This is a genomic window from Micromonospora sp. WMMD967 (assembly GCF_029626165.1).
Lineage (GTDB): Bacteria > Actinomycetota > Actinomycetes > Mycobacteriales > Micromonosporaceae > Micromonospora > Micromonospora taraxaci.
This window is the reverse complement of sequence record NZ_JARUBK010000001.1, coordinates 3472205-3489584: the sequence shown is the minus strand read 5'-3', so window position 1 is coordinate 3489584 and position 17380 is coordinate 3472205. Positions and strand designations below refer to the sequence as shown.

At 71.5% G+C, this 17380-nt stretch carries 14 protein-coding genes and 1 pseudogene; 5 read left to right on the top strand and 10 right to left on the bottom strand.

The window, feature by feature from the left end:
• Nucleotides 1–219: 219 nt before the first annotated feature.
• Nucleotides 220–1077 carry an SPFH domain-containing protein gene (locus tag O7631_RS16310; protein WP_278144985.1) on the top strand — a complete coding sequence of 286 codons (858 nt, stop codon included), beginning with the start codon at nucleotides 220–222 and terminating at the stop codon, nucleotides 1075–1077.
• Nucleotides 1078–1100: 23 nt separating this feature from the next.
• Nucleotides 1101–1577 (top strand): VOC family protein, encoded by a 477-nt coding sequence (locus tag O7631_RS16305; protein ID WP_278144984.1) that lies wholly within the window; start codon nucleotides 1101–1103, stop codon nucleotides 1575–1577.
• Between the two features lie 40 nt (nucleotides 1578–1617).
• Here the strand turns inward: O7631_RS16305 and O7631_RS16300 are convergent, their stop codons facing one another.
• From O7631_RS16300 to O7631_RS16285, 4 genes are all read right to left on the bottom strand, one after another.
• On the bottom strand, nucleotides 1618–2157 hold the full coding sequence (locus O7631_RS16300; protein WP_278144983.1) for a GNAT family protein: 540 nt from the start codon (nucleotides 2155–2157) through the stop codon (nucleotides 1618–1620).
• Nucleotides 2158–2166: 9 nt separating this feature from the next.
• Nucleotides 2167–3324: a zinc-binding dehydrogenase gene (locus O7631_RS16295; protein ID WP_278144982.1), complete on the bottom strand. Its 1158-nt coding sequence runs from the start codon at nucleotides 3322–3324 to the stop codon at nucleotides 2167–2169.
• Entirely contained in the window at nucleotides 3321–4775 is a 1455-nt protein-coding gene (locus O7631_RS16290) for an aldehyde dehydrogenase family protein (RefSeq protein WP_278144981.1), read from the bottom strand. The genes O7631_RS16295 and O7631_RS16290 overlap by 4 nt, the downstream gene beginning before the upstream one ends.
• An 80-nt stretch (nucleotides 4776–4855) precedes the next feature.
• The gene (locus tag O7631_RS16285) at nucleotides 4856–5530 is read right to left on the bottom strand and encodes a TetR/AcrR family transcriptional regulator C-terminal domain-containing protein (RefSeq protein ID WP_278144980.1); all 675 of its coding nucleotides are present in this window, start codon (nucleotides 5528–5530) and stop codon (nucleotides 4856–4858) included.
• Between the two features lie 98 nt (nucleotides 5531–5628).
• Between O7631_RS16285 and O7631_RS16280 the strand changes: the two genes are divergently transcribed.
• Together O7631_RS16280 and O7631_RS16275 are read left to right on the top strand one after the other, a co-directional pair.
• Nucleotides 5629–6801, top strand: coding sequence for an acyl-CoA dehydrogenase family protein (locus O7631_RS16280; protein WP_088990369.1), 1173 nt, complete (start codon nucleotides 5629–5631; stop codon nucleotides 6799–6801).
• 276 nt (nucleotides 6802–7077) lie between these two features.
• Entirely contained in the window at nucleotides 7078–7599 is a 522-nt protein-coding gene (locus O7631_RS16275; RefSeq protein ID WP_278144979.1) for a peptidoglycan-binding domain-containing protein, read from the top strand.
• A 135-nt stretch (nucleotides 7600–7734) separates the two neighbouring features.
• On the opposite strand, the gene O7631_RS16270 is transcribed toward O7631_RS16275, so the two are convergent.
• From O7631_RS16270 to O7631_RS16250, 5 genes and pseudogenes are all read right to left on the bottom strand, one after another.
• Nucleotides 7735–8772 (bottom strand): aminotransferase class V-fold PLP-dependent enzyme, encoded by a 1038-nt coding sequence (locus tag O7631_RS16270; RefSeq protein WP_278144978.1) that lies wholly within the window; start codon nucleotides 8770–8772, stop codon nucleotides 7735–7737.
• A gap of 103 nt (nucleotides 8773–8875) precedes the next feature.
• Nucleotides 8876–11053, bottom strand: coding sequence for an FUSC family protein (locus O7631_RS16265; RefSeq protein WP_278144977.1), 2178 nt, complete (start codon nucleotides 11051–11053; stop codon nucleotides 8876–8878).
• A gap of 113 nt (nucleotides 11054–11166) precedes the next feature.
• Nucleotides 11167–11520, bottom strand: a complete 354-nt coding sequence (locus tag O7631_RS16260; protein ID WP_278144976.1) for a hypothetical protein — start codon at nucleotides 11518–11520, stop codon at nucleotides 11167–11169.
• A gap of 224 nt (nucleotides 11521–11744) precedes the next feature.
• On the bottom strand, nucleotides 11745–12296 hold the full coding sequence (locus O7631_RS16255) for an RICIN domain-containing protein (protein ID WP_278147954.1): 552 nt from the start codon (nucleotides 12294–12296) through the stop codon (nucleotides 11745–11747).
• Nucleotides 12282–14021 (bottom strand): annotated as a pseudogene (locus O7631_RS16250) (serine/threonine-protein kinase); the annotation flags it as partial. The gene O7631_RS16255 and the pseudogene O7631_RS16250, both read right to left, overlap by 15 nt.
• A 780-nt stretch (nucleotides 14022–14801) precedes the next feature.
• Here O7631_RS16250 and O7631_RS16245 point away from each other — a divergent pair.
• On the top strand, nucleotides 14802–15788 hold the full coding sequence (locus O7631_RS16245) for a helix-turn-helix domain-containing protein (RefSeq protein ID WP_278144975.1): 987 nt from the start codon (nucleotides 14802–14804) through the stop codon (nucleotides 15786–15788).
• Nucleotides 15789–15898: 110 nt separating this feature from the next.
• On the opposite strand, the gene O7631_RS16240 is transcribed toward O7631_RS16245, so the two are convergent.
• Nucleotides 15899–17281, bottom strand: coding sequence for a cation:dicarboxylase symporter family transporter (locus tag O7631_RS16240; RefSeq protein WP_278144974.1), 1383 nt, complete (start codon nucleotides 17279–17281; stop codon nucleotides 15899–15901).
• Nucleotides 17282–17380 lie beyond the last annotated feature (99 nt).

Here is a 17380-nt window from a genome sequence, read left to right as displayed (position 1 = left end):
TCATCCTCCGCACGGTCGCGGCGACGGTCGGCGTGGTGACCGTGGTCACAGGCCCGTCGCGTGGACGAAACCTACGGGGGGCCACTCGCGTCGAACGATGTCGATGAGCCCCACATTCGGCGGGCGGGGGACGTGCGCGAGCGCCACTCCCGCACTCCACCGGCTTGACCCGGTCTCCTAGGTTGATGATCCACACAGCCCAGCGGAAGGTTCCACCCCATGCCCGTCGGCTTCACCATGGCGATCGTCTTCGCCGTCGCCCTGGCGGTCAGCGCCGTCCTGGCCCTGGTCGCCCCCGCGCGGCCGTTGAAGCGGATGGCCGCCCTCGCGGCGCTCGTCTTCCTCGCCCTCACCCTGCTGGTCGGCGTCACCGCCAGCGCCCACTCGGTGCCCATCCGCTCGGTCGGCATCGTCACCAGCTTCGGCAAGCCCACCGGCGAGGTGACCGGCTCGGGGCTGAAGTGGGTGGCGCCGTGGCAGAAGGTCGGCGAGTGGGACGCCGGCCGGCAGAAGTACGACCACATCGGCGGCAACAACTGCGTACGGGTCCGCACCGGCACGCTCGCCGACGCGTGCGTCGAGGTGCTCGTCGAGTGGCAGGTCAAGCCGGAGAACGCGCCGAAGCAGTTCATGGACTACAAGGGAGACTTCGGCAGCTTCCGGGGCCAACGGGTGGGTGTGCAGCTCGACAGCGCGGTCAACGACGCGTTCGCCGCGTACAACCCGCTCGAGAAGATCGACGCCCAGACCGGTGACCTCAACGTCGACCTGAAGCCCTTCGCCGCGAACATCAAGACCAGCGCGGAGACCCGCCTCGCCACGGACGTGGACATCCTCTCGGTGACCATCACCCGGGTGAACCACGACGACAAGACCGAGGGCAACATCAAGGCGTTCCAGGACAAGCTGGCCCAGACCCGCAACCTGGAGCAGGATCGCAAGAACGCCGAGATCTCCAAGCAGATCACCGAGACCAATGCCAAGGTCGACAAGGTGACCCGCTGTCTGGAGATCGCGGAGAAGAACGGCGCCAACCCGGGCCTCTGCATCAACCCGGGCATCGTCACCGGCAAGTGACGGCCGTCCGAGAGGAGAGCATCATGACCGACGCCAGCGTGCGAGGACCGCAGCCCCGGCGAGGGACGGTCCGACGGATGGACAACGTCGCCATCGTCGTCGACGACCTCGCCGCCGCCGTGGCGTTCTTCGTCGAACTCGGACTTGAGCTGGAAGGCGAGGCGACAGTCGAGGGCAGCGCGGTGGATCGCCTCGTCGGCCTGGAGGGAGTGCGCTCGGACATCGCGATGATGCGCACCCCGGACGGTAACGGACGGGTCGAGCTGACCAAGTATCAGACGCCGCCCAGCCGAGAGGGTGACCCGGCCGCGCCGACGAACACGCTGGGCGCCCACCGCGTCATGTTCGCCGTCGACGACATGAACGACATCCTCGACCGTCTGCGCCCGCACGGAGCCGAACTCATCGGCGAGCTGGTGCAGTACGAGAACAGCTACCGGCTCTGCTACCTGCGCGGCCCCGCCGGCATCGCCATCGCACTGGCCGAGCAGACCGGGTAACGCCCTTCGGGACCGCGACCGGACGCCGCAGCCGGGCAGGCTACGGCGTCCAGTCGCGCCGGAGCAGCCCGTAGATCACCATGTCCGCGAAGCCGTCGCCGTCGTACTCGCGCTCCCGCAGAGTGCCTTCGTGCGTGAAGCCGCACGCCTCCGCGGTGCGCCGCATGGCCGTGTTGCTGCCCAGCGTCTCCAACTCCAGACGGCGCAGGTTGCGGTTGCGGAAGCCGTACCGGCAGAGCAGCCGGATCACCTCGGCCCCGTAACCCTGGCCACGTGCCTCGGGCAGCAGTGAGATGCCGAGGTGGGCGAACTGGTTGAACGCGTTGATCCCCCACAGCGCGCTGCCACCGAGGAACGTGCCGTCGGCCACGGTTTCGGCCACCAGCGGCACGGTGGCCTGGCTGTCGGGCGGGTCGGTGACCTTCTTCTCCAGCCGGGCCCGGATCTGACCGACGTGCGGCGGCAGGAACGGCTCGCCGTCGGTGAGCAGGTGCAACTCGGGGTCCCCGTACAGACGGAACATGTTCGGCGCGTCGTCGGGAGTGGGCGGACGCAGTCGGACCCGCTCGGTGGCGAACATGCCGCGACGCTAACAGCCACCACGCAGGCCCACGACCCCGTTCCGGCCGGACGCTGAGTCCAGTGTGACCACCCAGCGAGCCCCCTCGCCCCGCGCCAGCCGATCGAACGCCGTGGGTGCCTCGTCCAGCCCGACCGTGCCGCTGACCAGCACGCCCAGATCCAGCGCGCCGTCGGCGAGGGCGGCAGCCAGCACCGGCACCTCCCGGTCCGGGTCCGACGAGCCGTAGACCGAGGAGCGCAGGGTACGGGCGGAGTGGAAGATGTCCAGCGCGCCGAGGCTGACCATGTCGTCCTTGGCGCCCATGCCGACCACCGTCACCGCTCCGCCGCGCCGGGTGAGCCGCCAGGCGGCACGGATGGTGGCGGCCCGGCCGACACACTCGAACGCGTGGTCGACGCCCCGCCCTTCGGTGCGGGCGCGGATCTCCTTCGAAAGTCGGTCGTCGGAGAGCAGGAAGTCGGTCGCCCCGGCGGCGAGCGCGAGATCGCGCTTGGCCTCGGCGACGTCGACGGCGAGGATCGTCGTGGCACCGGCCCGGCGGGCGGCGGCCAGGACGGCGAGGCCGACCCCACCGAGCCCGACCACAGCCACGCTCTCACCAGGTGCGACCCGGGCCGTGTTGCCGACCGCGCCGACGCCCGTGAGCACCGCACAGCCGAGCAGGGCGGCCTGCTCGGGCGGCAGCCCGGCCGGGATCGGGATGACGGCGCGTTCGGGCACCACCACCGCCTCGGCGAGCGCGCCGAGGCCGAGGGTCAGGTGCAGCGGTACGCCGTCGTCGGTCTCGCCGCGGGGCACGGTCGGAGCGGTGGTGGCGGCGCAGAGCCACGGCTCGCCACGTCGGCACCACCAGCAGGCCCGGCAGGCCGGCGCCCAGTTGAGTACCACCGGGGTGCCGACGGCCAGCTCCACGCCCGGCCCGGTCGCGGCTACCACGCCGGTCGCCTCATGCCCGAGCACCAGCGGGAACCTCGCGGCGAGGGTGCCGTTGGCCATCGACAGGTCGGAGTGGCAGACCCCGGCGGCGGTGATCGTCACCCGGACCTCGCCGGGGCCGGGAGCGGGCAGGCGTACCCGCTCGATCCGCAGCTCGGCGCCGGAACCCCGCGCGACCAGCGCGCGAACGGTGACCGACGCGGCCGGGGTCGTCTCCGGGCCGCTCATCGCTGGATCGCCTTCAGCTCGCAGAACTCGGCGAGCCCGTGCACGCCCAACTCCCGGCCGAGCCCGGACTGCTTGTAGCCACCGAACGGGGCGAGCGGGTTGAACGGGGCGCCGTTGATGTCCACCGCTCCGGTGCGAAGCCGACGGGCCACCGCGAGCGCCGCGTCGGTGTCGGCGGACCAGACCGCGCCGGCCAGCCCGTATCTGGAGTTGTTGGCGATGGCGACCGCCTCGTCGGTGTCGGTGAACGGGATGACGGCGAGCACCGGGCCGAAGACCTCCTCCTGGGCGAGCGCGCTGTCGGGGTGTACGTCGGCGAAGACGGTCGGCGCGACGAAGTGCCCCTGCGGCGGCACCGGGGCGTCCGGGCCACCGACGACCAGCCGCGCCCCGTCGGCCAGGGCCCGATCGATGTGGCCACGCACCCGGTCCGCCTGGGCGGCGGAGACCAGCGGGCCGAGGCGGGTGGCCGGGTCGAACGGGTCACCGAGCCGGTAGCCGGCGACCGCTGTGGCGACCAGGTCGAGCGCCTCGTCGTACCGGTCGCGGTGCACCAGCATCCGGGTCCACGCGGTGCAGGTCTGGCCGGAGTTGAGCAGGGCGTTGCCGACGCCCACCTTGACCGCGGTGCCCAGGTCGGCGTCGGGAAGGATCACGTTGGCGGACTTGCCGCCCAACTCCAGCGCGACCCGGGCGATCCGGTCGGCGGCGAGGCGCATGATCCGGGCGCCGGTGGCGGTTGATCCGGTGAACGACACCAGGTCGACGTCGGGATGCCCGGTCAGCGCCTCACCGACCACCGGCCCGGTGCCGGTCACCAGGTTGAGCACCCCCGGCGGCAGCCCGGCCTCGGTGACCGCGTCGAAGAGCAGGTACGCGGTCAGCGGGGTCAACTCGCTGGGCTTCAGCACCACGGTGCAGCCGGCGGCCAGGGCGGGGGCCAGTTTCGCCATCACCTGGTGCAGGGGGTAGTTCCACGGGGTGATCGCGCCGACCACGCCGATCGGCTCGCGGACGACGAGGGAGTTGCCGATGCTCTCCTCGACCGCCGCGCGGGCGGCGAGCGCGACGTGGTCGCGCAGGACGGTCAGCGGCAGCCCGACCTGCACCCGGGTGGCGAGCTTGAGCGGTGCGCCCAGCTCCACGGCGATGGTGCGGGCCAGGTCGTCGGCACGCGAGGCGAGCGCGGTGTGCAGCCGGTCGAGGTGGGCGGAGCGCTCGGCGGGGGCGGTGGCCGACCAACCGGGGAACGCGCCGCGGGCGGCGGCCACGGCCGCGTCCACGTCGGCCGGGGTGCCGGCCGGCACCTGACCGACCAGCTCACCGGTGCTCGGGTTTTCCACGTCGATCAGCTCGACGTCGGCGGGGGACGTCCAGTCGCCGCCGAGGTGCAGGTGGCGCCGGAGGCGCAGGGCGTCGAGCAGCGGCGACGGCGGGGCGGCGAGGTCCATGTCGTCCCTTCGGGGGTGGGCGACCGGCGATGGCGACGGGGTCGCGGCGGGCGATGAAACTAGCGCTGGGAGTTTGGACGCTACCCGTTGGGCCCGGTGGACTCCACCGCGCCGGCGGTACGGACGGGATCCACCGTCCGGGCGTACTCGGCGGCCAGCCCGTGCAGCAGGGCGTCCAGGCCGAGGGCGAAGGCGCCCTCGTCCACGCTCTGCTGGTGCTCGGCGAGCCGGTGCGCGTCGCGCAGGTGCGGGTAGTGCGCGGCGTACAGCTCCGGGTCCTCGACGAAGCCGCGGGCGAACGAGCCGAGCGCCGACCCGGCCACGAAGTACCGCAACGCGGCGCCGATGTGGGTGGCCCGGGCGGGTGGCCAGCCGGCACGGACGAGGCCGCCGTAGACCGCGTCGGCCATCGCGAGGGCGGCCGGTCGCCGGCCGGGCCCCTGCGCCAGGTACGGCACGATGTTCGGGTGGGCGGTGAGCGCCCGCCGGTACGACCAGGCCCAGTCGTGCAGCGCGGCGACCCAGTTCCGGCCGGTGAAACCTCCGGTGTCGACGGCGCCGGTCACCGTGTCGGCGACCGCGTCGAGGATCTCGTCCTTCGTGGCGAAGTGGTTGTAGAGCGAGGGCCCGCGAACGCCCAGCTCGGCGGCGAGCCGGCGGGTGGAGAACGCGGGCAGGCCCTCGGCGTCGATGAGCGCGGTGGCGGTCTCGACGATCAGCTGCCGGGTGAGCCGGGGCTGGCGGGGTCGGGGCACTGCGCTCCTCGAGGTCTCGGTCGTCACGTCTGGACGCGGCAAAACTTGCACCGCTAGTTTAAGGGGTGACCGGCTGCGCCGACGCCAGGAGGACCACCGTGGACTTTTCGCTCACCGACGAGGAGCGGGCGGTACGGGACACCGTCCGATCGTTCATCCGCCGCGAGGTGATGCCGCTGGAGGCGGAGGTGCTCCGCCGGGAGCGGGCACACCAGCCGGGCCTCGACCACTCCGAGGTGCGTGAGCTGCAACTCAAGGCGCGCAAGTTCGGCTTCTGGGGCCTGGCCACCCCGGAAGAGTACGGCGGAATGAACCTGCCGGCGGTGCTCCAGTCGCTGATCTGGACGGAACTGGGCCACACGTTCGTGCCGTTCCGCTTCGGCGGCGAGGCGGACAACATCCTGTTCCACGCCACGGAGGAGCAGAAGCAGGAGTTCCTCATCCCGACCATCGAGGGCGAGCGGCGATCCTGTTTCGCGATCACCGAGCCCGGCGCCGGCTCGGACGCCGCCAACATCCGACTGTCCGCCCGCCGGGACGGCGACGACTGGATCCTCGACGGCGAGAAGACCTTCATCACCGGTGGACACGACGCCGACTTCGCCATCGTGGTCGCGGTGACCGACCGGGAGAAGGGCGCCCGCAACGGCGGCGCGACAGCGTTCCTGGTGGACCGGTCGATGGGTTGGCGGTCGGAGTTCATCCAGACGATGGGCGAGGGCGGGCCGGCGTCGCTCATCTTCGACGGCGTACGCGTGCCGCACCGCAACATCCTCGGCGAGATCGGGCAGGGCTTCACGCTGGGCATGGAGTGGATCGGCAAGGGCCGCTACACCATCCCGTCGCACGCCATCGGCATCGCCGAGCGGGTGCTGCAGATGGCGATCGACTACGCCAACACCCGGGAGACCTTCGGCACCAAGATCGGCGCCAACCAGGCCATCCAGTGGATGATCGCCGACTCGGAGACGGAGCTGGAGGCGGCCCGCTGGCTGGTGCTGCGTTCCGCGTGGACGGTCGACCAGGGCCTCGACCCCCGGCACGCATCGTCGATGGGCAAGCTCTACGGCGCCGGCATGGTCAACCGGGTGGTCGACCGGGTGCTCCAGATCCACGGCGGCATGGGCTACACGCGTGAGCTGCCCATCGAGCGCTGGTACCGGCAGGTCCGGCTCTACCGGATCTTCGAGGGCACCGACGAGATGCAGCGGCTGATCATCTCCCGGGACCTGCTGCGCGGCTACACGAAGATCGGCGGTCACCTGGCCTAAGGACCCCACCGCCACCGCCACCGCCACACCCACACCCACACCCCCGCCCACTCCCACGCCCACGCCCACGCCCACGCCGAGATCCGCGCAACTTCCGGGATGTTGCTGTCTCCGACACGCGGGAGACAGCAACATCCCTGATGTTGCGCGGATCTTGGCGGGTTTCGACGCGGAGCACGCGGAGCACACGGAGCAGCCGGCTGCTCGTGAACCACGTGTGTCGGTCGGCCATCTACCCCAATGAACACCCACCAAGGGATCAGAGGGGGAACGCTCATGCACCGACTCATCAGGGCCGCCGCGCTGGCGGTGGCCGTCGCCACGTTCGGCGCCGTCGTCACCGTGGCCGCGCCGGCGTCCGCGAGTGTCAGCCAGGGCTACGTCGCCGGGTCCGGCACCTGGACCGACGACTGGAACGACGAGGGTCCCATCTCCGCGTCGACCCGCTCGTACAGCAATGTGGTCGCCATGTGGCAGATGATCCTGTGGGCGGACGGTTACCTCGCCTACTCGGACGTCGACTGCCGGTTCGGGCCGGTGACGACGGCCGCCACGAAGAAGTGGCAGACCGCACGAGGTCTGGTCGCCGACGGCGTCGTCGGTCCGAAGACCCTGGCCAAGGCGGCCACCCGGCTCGGCGTGTACGAGGGCGAGGGGTGGTACTACTACGACGGCGCCGGCAGCGAGATCGTCCACTTCGGTCGCCTCGCCGACGGCCGGTGGGACATGAGCATCGGTATCGACCTGGAGTGGCAGCCGCTCTCCTACGCCGCCGCGACCTTCGACCGCTGCTCCTGACGCACCACTGCGCCTGACGCACCACTGTTCCGGACGCACCACTGCGCCTGACGCACCACTGCTCCGGACGCACCACTGCTCCGGACGGGACCGGGGGACGGCCGACCGTGGAGTCGGCCGTCCCCCGCACCGTGATCAGCCGGTCAACGCCGCCAGGGCCGCGTCCACATCGGCCTCGGTGGAGTAGATGTGGAACGAGGCCCGGACCCGCCCGGCGCGCACCGCCGCCCGGATGCCGGCCTTTGCCAGACGCCGCTCCGCCTCCGGCACGTCCACGGTGACGATGGCGCTCTCCCCCGGCGGCTGGCCGAGCCCGGTCCGGAACCGGTTGGCCAACGCCACGTCGTGCGCCTGGATCGCCGGCACGCCGATCTCGGCCACCAACTCCAGGGCGGGTGCCGCCCCCACCCAGCTGAACCAGGCCGGTGAGATGTCGAACCGGCGGGCGTCGTCGGCCAGCCGCAACGGCGGGCCGTAGTAGGAGGCGTGCGGGTCGCGGCCCGCGTACCAGCCGGCGGCGTCGGGGCGCAGTCGTTCGCGCAGCGCCGGAGCCAGGTAGGTGAACGCGGTCCCACGCGGGTTCATCAGCCACTTGTAGCCGCCCACCGTCACCACGTCGGCCCGGCTCCCGTCGAAGGGCAGCCAGCCGCACGCCTGGGTCGCGTCCACCACCACCAACGCGTCGTGCGCGCGGGCGGCGGCCACGATGTCGTCGTACGCGGCGACCGCACCGTCAGCCGACTGCACCAGGCTGAACGCGACCAGGTCAGTGTCCGCGTCGATGGCGTCGACGAGCGACTCCAACGGCACCACCCGGACCGAGACGCCACGCTCCTCCTGAACGAGCCAGGGGAACAGGTTGGAGGTGAACTCGACGTCCGGGACCACCACCGTCGTGCCGGCGGGCAACGCCGCCGCGACCGGCGCGAGCATCTGCGAGACGGAGGCGCCGACCGCCACGTCGCCCTCCGGCACGCCGATCAGGCCGGCGAACGCGGTACGGGAGCGCTGCACCGAGTCGCCCCAGCCCTCCCACGAGCTGCTGCCGACCCGCCACTGGGCGAGCGCCTCCTGCAACGCCGTCCAGGCCGGCTCGGGCGGCAACCCGTAGGAGGCGGTGTTCAACCAACCGGGCTCCGGCTTCCACAACTGCTGCGCCTGCTCGATCTCCATGACCTCGACGGTAGGCGGACCGGTGTACGACGGGCACGGCCAATCGGCGATCGGCGGCCTGCCGCGGTGAGTCGTCGGCGGCCTGCTGCGGTGAGTCGGCAGGTCAGGGCTTCCCGGCCGCCTCGCCCGCAGTCTCCCGTCGGATCCGGGCGAGGGCGAGGGTGTCGGCGAGTCCGGCGAGCCACCTGTCGACCTCTACCAGGTGCCGGACCGCCTGCGGGTCGACCGAGCCGAGCAGTGGCCGGACCCGCTCCAGCTCGTCGACACAGGTGATCGGTGCGGGGCTCGGGCCCGACGACCGGCCATGGGTCACCTCCTCGGCCACCTCGTCGTACGCCGAGCGCAGGCGTGCGACGGCGTCGCGCAGCAACGCCGCAGCCGCGGGCCAGCCGGCGAGACAGCCGGGCGGGTTACGCCGCAGCAGTGACCCGACGCCGGGCACCACGTGGTGCCCGGCGCTCAGGACGGCGTCCCAGTTGACCTGCCGCCGGTGCGGGTCGTGCCGCTCCGAGTGGTACTGGCAGTACGACGAGTCGATCAGAACCATCCGACGACGTACCCGGTCGACAGCACCCTGCGGTGACGGAGCGTCGCCGAGCACCGCCTCGACGGTCTGCTCGACCGCGTCCGCGCTGGCCGCTAGGTAACGGACGGCGTTGTGCCGCAGGTCGTGGCTCGCCCCACGGGGCCACATGGCCACACCGGCGAGCACGCCGATCACCGCGCCGAGCAGCACGTCGACGAGCCGCGCCTCGGCGATCCGCCACCCCTGCGGGTCGAGCTGGGCGAAGACGACGGTCAGCAGCACCGTGAACAGCGCCTGCTGCCAGATCGGGCCGAGCAGGCGACCGACCCCGAAGGCCAGGATCAGGGTGACCGGCAGGACGACGGCGTAGACGATCGGCAGGTCGACGACGAGCATCACGGCGCCGCTGACGAGTGCGCCGGCGATCGTGCCCAGCACCGACGGCCGCAGCGCGGAGCGGGTGTCCGCGGCCGAGGTGCGCAGGACAGTGAGCGTCGCCAACAGCACCCAGAAGCCGTGCGTGAGCTGCAGCAACCCGGCGGCCACCCGGGCGACGGCCAACGCGACGGCCAGCCTCAACGAGCTGTGCAGGTGGGCCGAGCGGGGCGCCAGATGGGAGCGGAACTGCCACCAGTACAGCGTCCACTCGTTGTGCCGCGCGTAGTCGAACAGGCCCGGCGGGGTGTCCACGCCGTCGAGTCGCGACCCGGTGGCCAGTCGGGCACCGACGGCGAAGACCCGTACCTGGTCGGCGAGGGCCAGCGCCGTCGCGTCCCGGCACAACCGGGGCACGTCCGGCGGCTGGTCGTCCCTCTCGGCCACCGCCGCCTCGGCCCACCCGACCACGGCGTCCAGACCGCCGAGGTCCACCGGCGCAGCGCTCGGTGTCAGGCTACGACCGGCCGCCCGGGTCGTGTCCGCGCCGACGCGTAGCAGTCGCGCCGCTGCCAGGTCCGGGATCGGTTCCGGTGGGACGTCCGCCGCCAACCGGTCCGCCTTGGCCAGCACCTCCCGCAGCGCCGCCGCGCAGATCCGCAACGCACGGTCCTGAGCGCCCGCCGCGGTGGGCGCCCACGCCGGAGGGTTACGGCCCAGATCCAGCGGGCCGACGACGTCGTACGCCCGTTGGCGTCGCGCGTCCCGGCCGGCGTGGTCCGCGTTTGGCTCGGTCAGCGCGTGGGCGGTGGTGTCGAGGAACGCCGCGACGCCGTCGGCCGCCTCAGCGAGTCGCTGCCGGTAGGAGACCGGCACCGGGTCGGGCCAGATGAGCACCTCGGCCGCGGCGAGCAGCACGATGGCGAGCGTGACGCCGCCGAGACGTTGCGGCAGGGTGTCCGGCTGGTACGGCGGGAAGGACGCCAGGATGTAGAAGAGCTGGAACGCGCTGGCCCAGCCCACCAGGCGCGGGTTGCCGACCCCGCCGAACGCCACGACGAACCCGATGACCAGCATTCCGCCGGCCGCCGCCCACGTGCTCCAGGCCAACAGGGACCCCGCCGCGATCAGCGCCCAGACCGCCGGCAGCGAGATGACCAGGATCCGCGCCCGTTGCGGCGCGGGACCGGGCAGCTGCGCGAACGCCCCGGCGGCGATCGTGCCGAACAGACCGTAGGTGGCGAGCACCGAACTGCCGGCGCCGTAACGGGAGCCGTAGAAGACGACGGACGCCACGAGCGTCAGCCGGGCGGCACGTCGCAGGACGGCGTACCCGGGGTCACGGTGCCGCAGGCGGCCGAGGAGGCTGGTTGCGGGCACGCCTGCTCCCCCGGGCTCGTCGCGACACCCCTCCCCGGCAACCCATTCTCCCCGGAGCCGGTCGGGAACGGCGGGTTTCGGGGCGAATCAGCACCGAGAGCCGACGGTCAGCGTCAAGCGCCTCGGAGCAGGCTGAGCCGGAGCGCGCGGAGCAGGGTGCCGGGGCGGCTCAGGGTCGCCGGGTGGTCGAGCATGGTGGTGACCCGGCCCAGCCGGGCGTTGAGCACCGGATCGGTCAGCGACGTCCGGAAGAGCAGGTCACCGAACCACTTGGTGACCCGGTACCCCGGCGGGTACGGCCCGTCGACGTGCGGGAGCTCGATGTCGGCGGTGGTGGAGATCTGCCAGGCGGCGTCGACGACCACCCGGACCTGGTCGAAGTACGCCCGCGCCGGCTCGTCGTGCGGCTTCGGACCGGACCGCAGGTACGCCGACAGGCAGGACGCGTGCAGCATCGCGGAGGTCATGCCCTGGCCGTACATCGCTCAACACGCGCGCCGCCATCAGCCCGGCCATGCTGCCGCCGAGCACCACAGCACGTCGCATGACCACATGTGTCTCAGCCGGTCGTTCGGCGGTCGCTATCTGCGAGAACAGCCGGGACGGAGAGGGAGACATGCGATCACTCCTCGGACGGTCGGGGAACCACGACATCCACGACCGTAACCATCAGAGCGTCCGCCGTCAGCGCTCAGTTGGCCCGCCACTTCTGGTTGGCGTTGCCGGTGCATTGCCAGATCTGCAACCGGGCGCCGTTGTCCGGGTTTCCGTCGAGCACGTCGACGCACCTGTCCGCCCTGGTGTTCACCAGGTCGTAGGCCTTGTTGAGGGTGAACCTCTGCGACGAGGCGCCGGAGCAGTCCGCCAGCACAACGGCAGCACCATCCGCTGTGGAGTGGCCGGCGACATCCAGGCACTTGCCCATCGAACGGACCGTGCCGTCCGCGGGAAAGGTCCAGAGCTGCTTGGCGGTACGACGACAGTCCCAGATCTGCAACCGGACACCAGCTGTGGCGTTGCCGTCGGGGATGTCGATGCACCGGTCGCTGGCGAAGCTGGAGATCTGCTTGCCAGCGGGCGTGCTGGCCTGTGTGGGCGAGGCCGGCGGCGGAGCCGACGGCTGCTGTGCCGAGGTTCCCGGAGCTGTCGTCGTACCGCTGCCCGCCCCTGGCGACGGCGGCCCCGCGCTCGCCGGGGGTGGCGGGCCGGCGGATCCGGACGGTGGACCGGCGGCGACCGGCAAGCCCTGGAAACCATCGGCGATCAGCGCGAAGACGGCCGCACTCGCGGCCCATTCGGCGGCGGACGTGGTCCAGTCGATCGAGTACGCGTGCCCGTTGTGACCGACGAACGCCCGGCTGACCATCTGTGTGGGCGTCCCGTCCTCGTCGGTGTACGTCCACTCCCACTCGGCGGCCCGCACCTGGTAGGGCAGTGCGGCGAGCCGGACCCGGCGGTAGTCGGCGTACTGCCGGCGTTGCGCTGCCTCCCGCGCCCGCAGCTCGGCGACCAGATCCGTGGGAACGGACCGGAGTTCGCCGACGACGAGGACCCGACTGCCGTCCGGCTCGCGGAACTCGGCCCGCTCACCGTCGCGCCGCGCCTGCCAGCCGTCCGGCACCGGCACAAGGAAGCGGGGATCGTCGCGGTAGTAGCGCCAGCCCGCCGGTGGCGGTGGCAGTACCCGGGACACCGGCGTCTCGGCGATCGCGGACGGGTTCCCGGTCGGCGCCGCCGCCGCGCCGTCACCAGTACCGCGGGACGGGCCGTGGTTCAACAGGGACGCGGTGACCAGCAGGACGAGCAGCACCGCGACGGCTGTCACCGAGCCGATCAGCCGAATCCGACGCCTACCGACCGGCTTCCACAGCGTCGGACCGGCGACGGCCGGCGGCACGGCTGGGACCAGCTCGGCCGGCGGCACGGATGAGCCCGGCGCGACCGTCGGCGGTGCGGGTGCGACCGGTTCGGCGGGCGGGCCGGCCTGAGTCGGTGGCGCTGGTGGGGCCGCATCGGCGGGTGGCGCGGGTGCGACGGGCGCGGTGCTGACGAACTCGGGCACGATCCTGGGACGGGGTCCACCGCCAGTGGTGTTCACCAAGGCGGCCGGTCCGGTGCCGGTGGCGCCCACGCGGGCGGTTGCCCCGTCCGGCTCGGCGGCCTGGCGCAGCAGCCGCTCCGCCTGATCCGCGGTGATCCGCTGATCCGGCTCCCGGCGCAGCAGTTCTTCCAGGAGCGGGGTCAGCCGACCGGCGCGCTGGGCCGGCGGTGGTGCTTCGGTGGCCAGGGCTGCCAGCGTGGCGATCGGTGACGAGCGCTGGTACGGGGTACGCCCCTCGACCGCCGCGTAGAGGGTGGCGCCGAGCGACCACAGGTCGGCTGCCGGCCCGACGTCGCCATCGGTGGCCCGTTCCGGCGCGAGGAACGCCGGCGAGCCGAGCACCATTCCGGTCTGGGTCATCCGAGGGTCCCCGGGGAGGGTGGCCAGCCCGAAGTCGGTGAGCACCACCCGACCGTCGTCGCCGAGCAGCACGTTGGCGGGTTTGACGTCCCGGTGCAGCACACCGGCCTGGTGTGCGGCCCGCAACGCGCTCAGCACACCCAGCCCGATCCGCGCGGCGCGGTCCGCCGGCATCGGCCCCTCGGCTTCGAGCACCTGGTGCAGGGACCGGGACGGGACGAGCTCCATCACGATCCAGGGGTCGTCGTCCGAGTGCAGCACGTCGAAGACGCGCACCACGTTGAGGTGGCCCAGGCGGGCGACGGCCCGCGCCTCGCGCATGGACCGCTCCCGCAGCTCCCGGCGTTCGTCGTCGCGCAGGCCCGGGGGCGCCACCAGTTCCTTGATGGCCACGTCCCGTTGCAGCATCTCGTCACGGGCCTGCCACACGCGACCCATTCCACCCTGGCCGAGCGGGCGGACCAGCCGATAACGGTCGGCAATCAACTGTCGAGGAGCGTCGGGCACGACAGGAAGGTACCCGGCAATGGTTACGTGCCCAATTTTGACGGCGGCCGGAAAAGCGACAGTTGGATATGTCACAAGTGCCGTCGACAGGCAACCATCGGCCCTTCCGGAGCAATTGCGTCAGCACCACGACAACTGTAGCCCACCGCGATGTTACCAACACGTATGTCGACCAGTCGTTATTGATATCGAATGAAGTCGAACTCGCCGGGGAAAGCCCGTACCCCTCGTCGGGGTGCCGGGCGGCCGGGTGGCCCTCATCGGCGGTCGCCACCTGAGACGCGACGACATTGCTCCTGGGGTCGGCGCTCGCCGCAGGCGTCTTCGTAGCACCCTCGATCGTCGAGGTATTTCTATTCGCCAGCCCTTGCGGGGAAGAGCCCTATCGGAGTGAGCCAAGTCCCGGACGTGGCGGTTGGCAATAATTGGGCATCCTTCACCGCGAGACGACTCGGAATGCGTCGGGGAATTCGCCGGCCATCTCCTGGGTCAGGCCAACGACCTGCCAGCCGCCGGGCTGGCGGTCCTCGCCGTGACGGCCCAGCAGACCGCGGAAAGAATGCGGACACCGCGTGCCGCACCAGACCAGGGGGAGGCCATTCCTTCCGGGTCATGGGTGCCCGAACGCCTGGCGGTCGTGAACCACCTCAGGAGCTGGGGCTGGACCGGGCTCGTCTCAACTGATCCCGTCGGACCTGGGACCGCACTCGTTGATCTTGTAGGCTCATGCGGTAGCGCCATCCTGGCCCGTCGATGCACCGACAAGGATCGAGGCAGCCCGTGCTCACCGTAGGCTCGGCGGACACCGCCGTGGTGCCCCCGGCTGAGCGGTTCGGGTACTGGCACGACCTGGTGGCACGCGAGTCGGTGCCGATGCGCATCCACAGTGCCCACGCAGCGGACTTCCGGGCCCGGGCAGAGGTCATCAGCCTGGGCGAGGTCGTGCTGTCGACCTGGCGGTACCCCTCCCTGGACATGCAGCGGACCGGCACCTTCATCCGCCGCAGCGACCCGGAGATGTACCAGTTCGCACTCCCGTTGTCCGGGCAGGGCGGGGTGGAGCAGGAACGGCGGGCGAACCACTTCACGCCGGGCAGCTTCGCCATCGTCGACACGTCCCGACCGCATCAGTCGACACACCAGGGCCGGTCACAGCACGAGGGCATCCTGACCACCCGGACGATCCTCGTCCCGCACGGCCTCCTGCCGGTGCATCCCAACAAGATCTCGCAGCTGCTCGGCACGAGCATCTCCGCCACCGAGGGGATCGGCGTGCTGCTCGACCAGTTCGTCGACCAGGTGATGACCCATCCCGAGCAGTACCACGAGCGCGACATCCCGCTCCTGGGCACCGTCGTGCGGGACCTCATCTCCGCGATGGTCGCCCAGCGGTTGGACCTCACCGACACCCTGCCGACCGAGGTGCGCGGCCACAACCTGCGCATGATGGTCAAGGCGTTCATCGACGAGCACCTCGCCGACCCGGACCTGTCGCCGAGCGCCGTCGCCGCCGCTCATCACATCTCGCTCCGCAGCCTGCACCGGGTGTTCGAGACCGAGGACCAGACGGTCGCCGAGATCATCCGCAGGCAGCGCCTGGATCGGTGCGCCCGCGACCTCCGCGATCCCCTGCTCCGGGGGCGGCCCATCCACAGCATCGCCGCCCGCTGGGGTTTCCGCTCCCAGGCCCACTTCAGCAGGGTCTTCACGGCCACGTTCGGGATGTCCCCCCAGGCCTTCCGCAACGACCCACTCGCCCGCCCCTAGGAGTGCGAGCGACGACCCTGACGGTGCACGGATCCCGGCGACGAGCATTCAGCGCGGCCAGGGTCGCGCCCGCCCCCGGCCGGCGCGACCCCTGACCCGTCGGGCCGACGTCAGGCCGGGACGCCGGCCTCCTCGGTGGACCGTCGTGCCGGCGTCTCGTCCTCGTCCGAGGCGTCGTGGTCGTCGAGCATCGTGGCCTCGTCGAACGGGTCGTCACCGCGCAGCACCTCGGCTGCCCGGTCCCGGTCGAACTCCCCGGTCCACGTCCCCACCAGCACTGTCGCCACGGCGTTGCCCGCGAAGTTCGTCAACGCCCGCGCCTCGGACATGAACCGGTCGATGCCGACGATCAGGCCGACCCCGTCGACGAGGTCCGGCCGGTGCGACTGAAGACCGCCGGCCAGCGTCGCCAGCCCGGCGCCGGTGACCCCGGCGGCGCCCTTCGAGGCAATGATCATGAACAGGAGCAGCGAGACCTGCTCGCCGATCGAGAGCGGCTTGCCCAGCGCGTCAGCGATGAACAGCGACGCCATCGTCAGGTAGATCGCCGTGCCGTCCAGGTTGAAGGAGTAACCGGTCGGCACGGTGATGCCGACGACCGGCTTGCTGACCCCGAAGTGCTCCATCTTCGCGATCAGCCGCGGCAACGCCGACTCCGACGACGAGGTCGACAGGATCAGCAGGAACTCCCGGCCCAGGTAACGCAGCAGCGAGAAGATCGAGATCCGGGCCACGAACCAGAGCAGCGCGCCGAGGACCACCAGCACGAAGATCAGGCAGGTCGCGTAGAAGCCGAGCATGATCTGGGCGAGGCTCTTGAGCGCGTCCACGCCGGTCGCCCCGACCACGGCGGCCATGGCCCCGAACGCGCCGACCGGCGCCAGCCACATGATCATGGCGAGCACCTTGAACACGACCCGCTGGATGACGGCGATCGCGCCGAGCACCGGCTCACCGCGTCGACCCATGGCCTGCACGGCGAAGCCGACCAGCAGGGCCACCAGCAGCGTCTGGAGCACCTCGCCCTCGGTGAGCGCGGAGAGCAGCGTGGTCGGGATGATCCCGAGCAGGAAGTCCGCCGTTCCGCCGGCCTCGTCGCCGGCGGCGGCCTTGCCCGCGCCCGCAAGGTCCTGGCCGAGGTCCAGACCGGAGCCGGGGTGGATGAGGTTGCCGACCACCAGGCCGATGGCGAGCGCGACCGTCGACATGGTGAGGAAGTAGCCGAGGGCGAGACCGCCGACCTTGCCGACCTTCGCGGCCTGCCGCACGGAGCCGACGCCGAGCACGATGGTGCAGAAGATGACCGGGCTGATCATCATCTTGATCAGGTTGACGAAGCCGGTGCCGATCGGCTTGAGTTCCTTGCCGAAATCGGGGGCGACCAGGCCGACGACGATGCCGGCGACCACGGCCACGATGACGGCCAGGTAGAGGTAACGGGTACGGTCCCGGCGGACCGGAGGCGCCGCTGAGGTGGTGGATTCGGTGTCCATGTCAACAATGTGAAGTGCCTCTCACCAGTTGACAGCCTTGCGGTCATTCTGTTCACCGCGACCGCAGCAGCAGCGGCGGCGCACGAAAAGGGGGTGGAG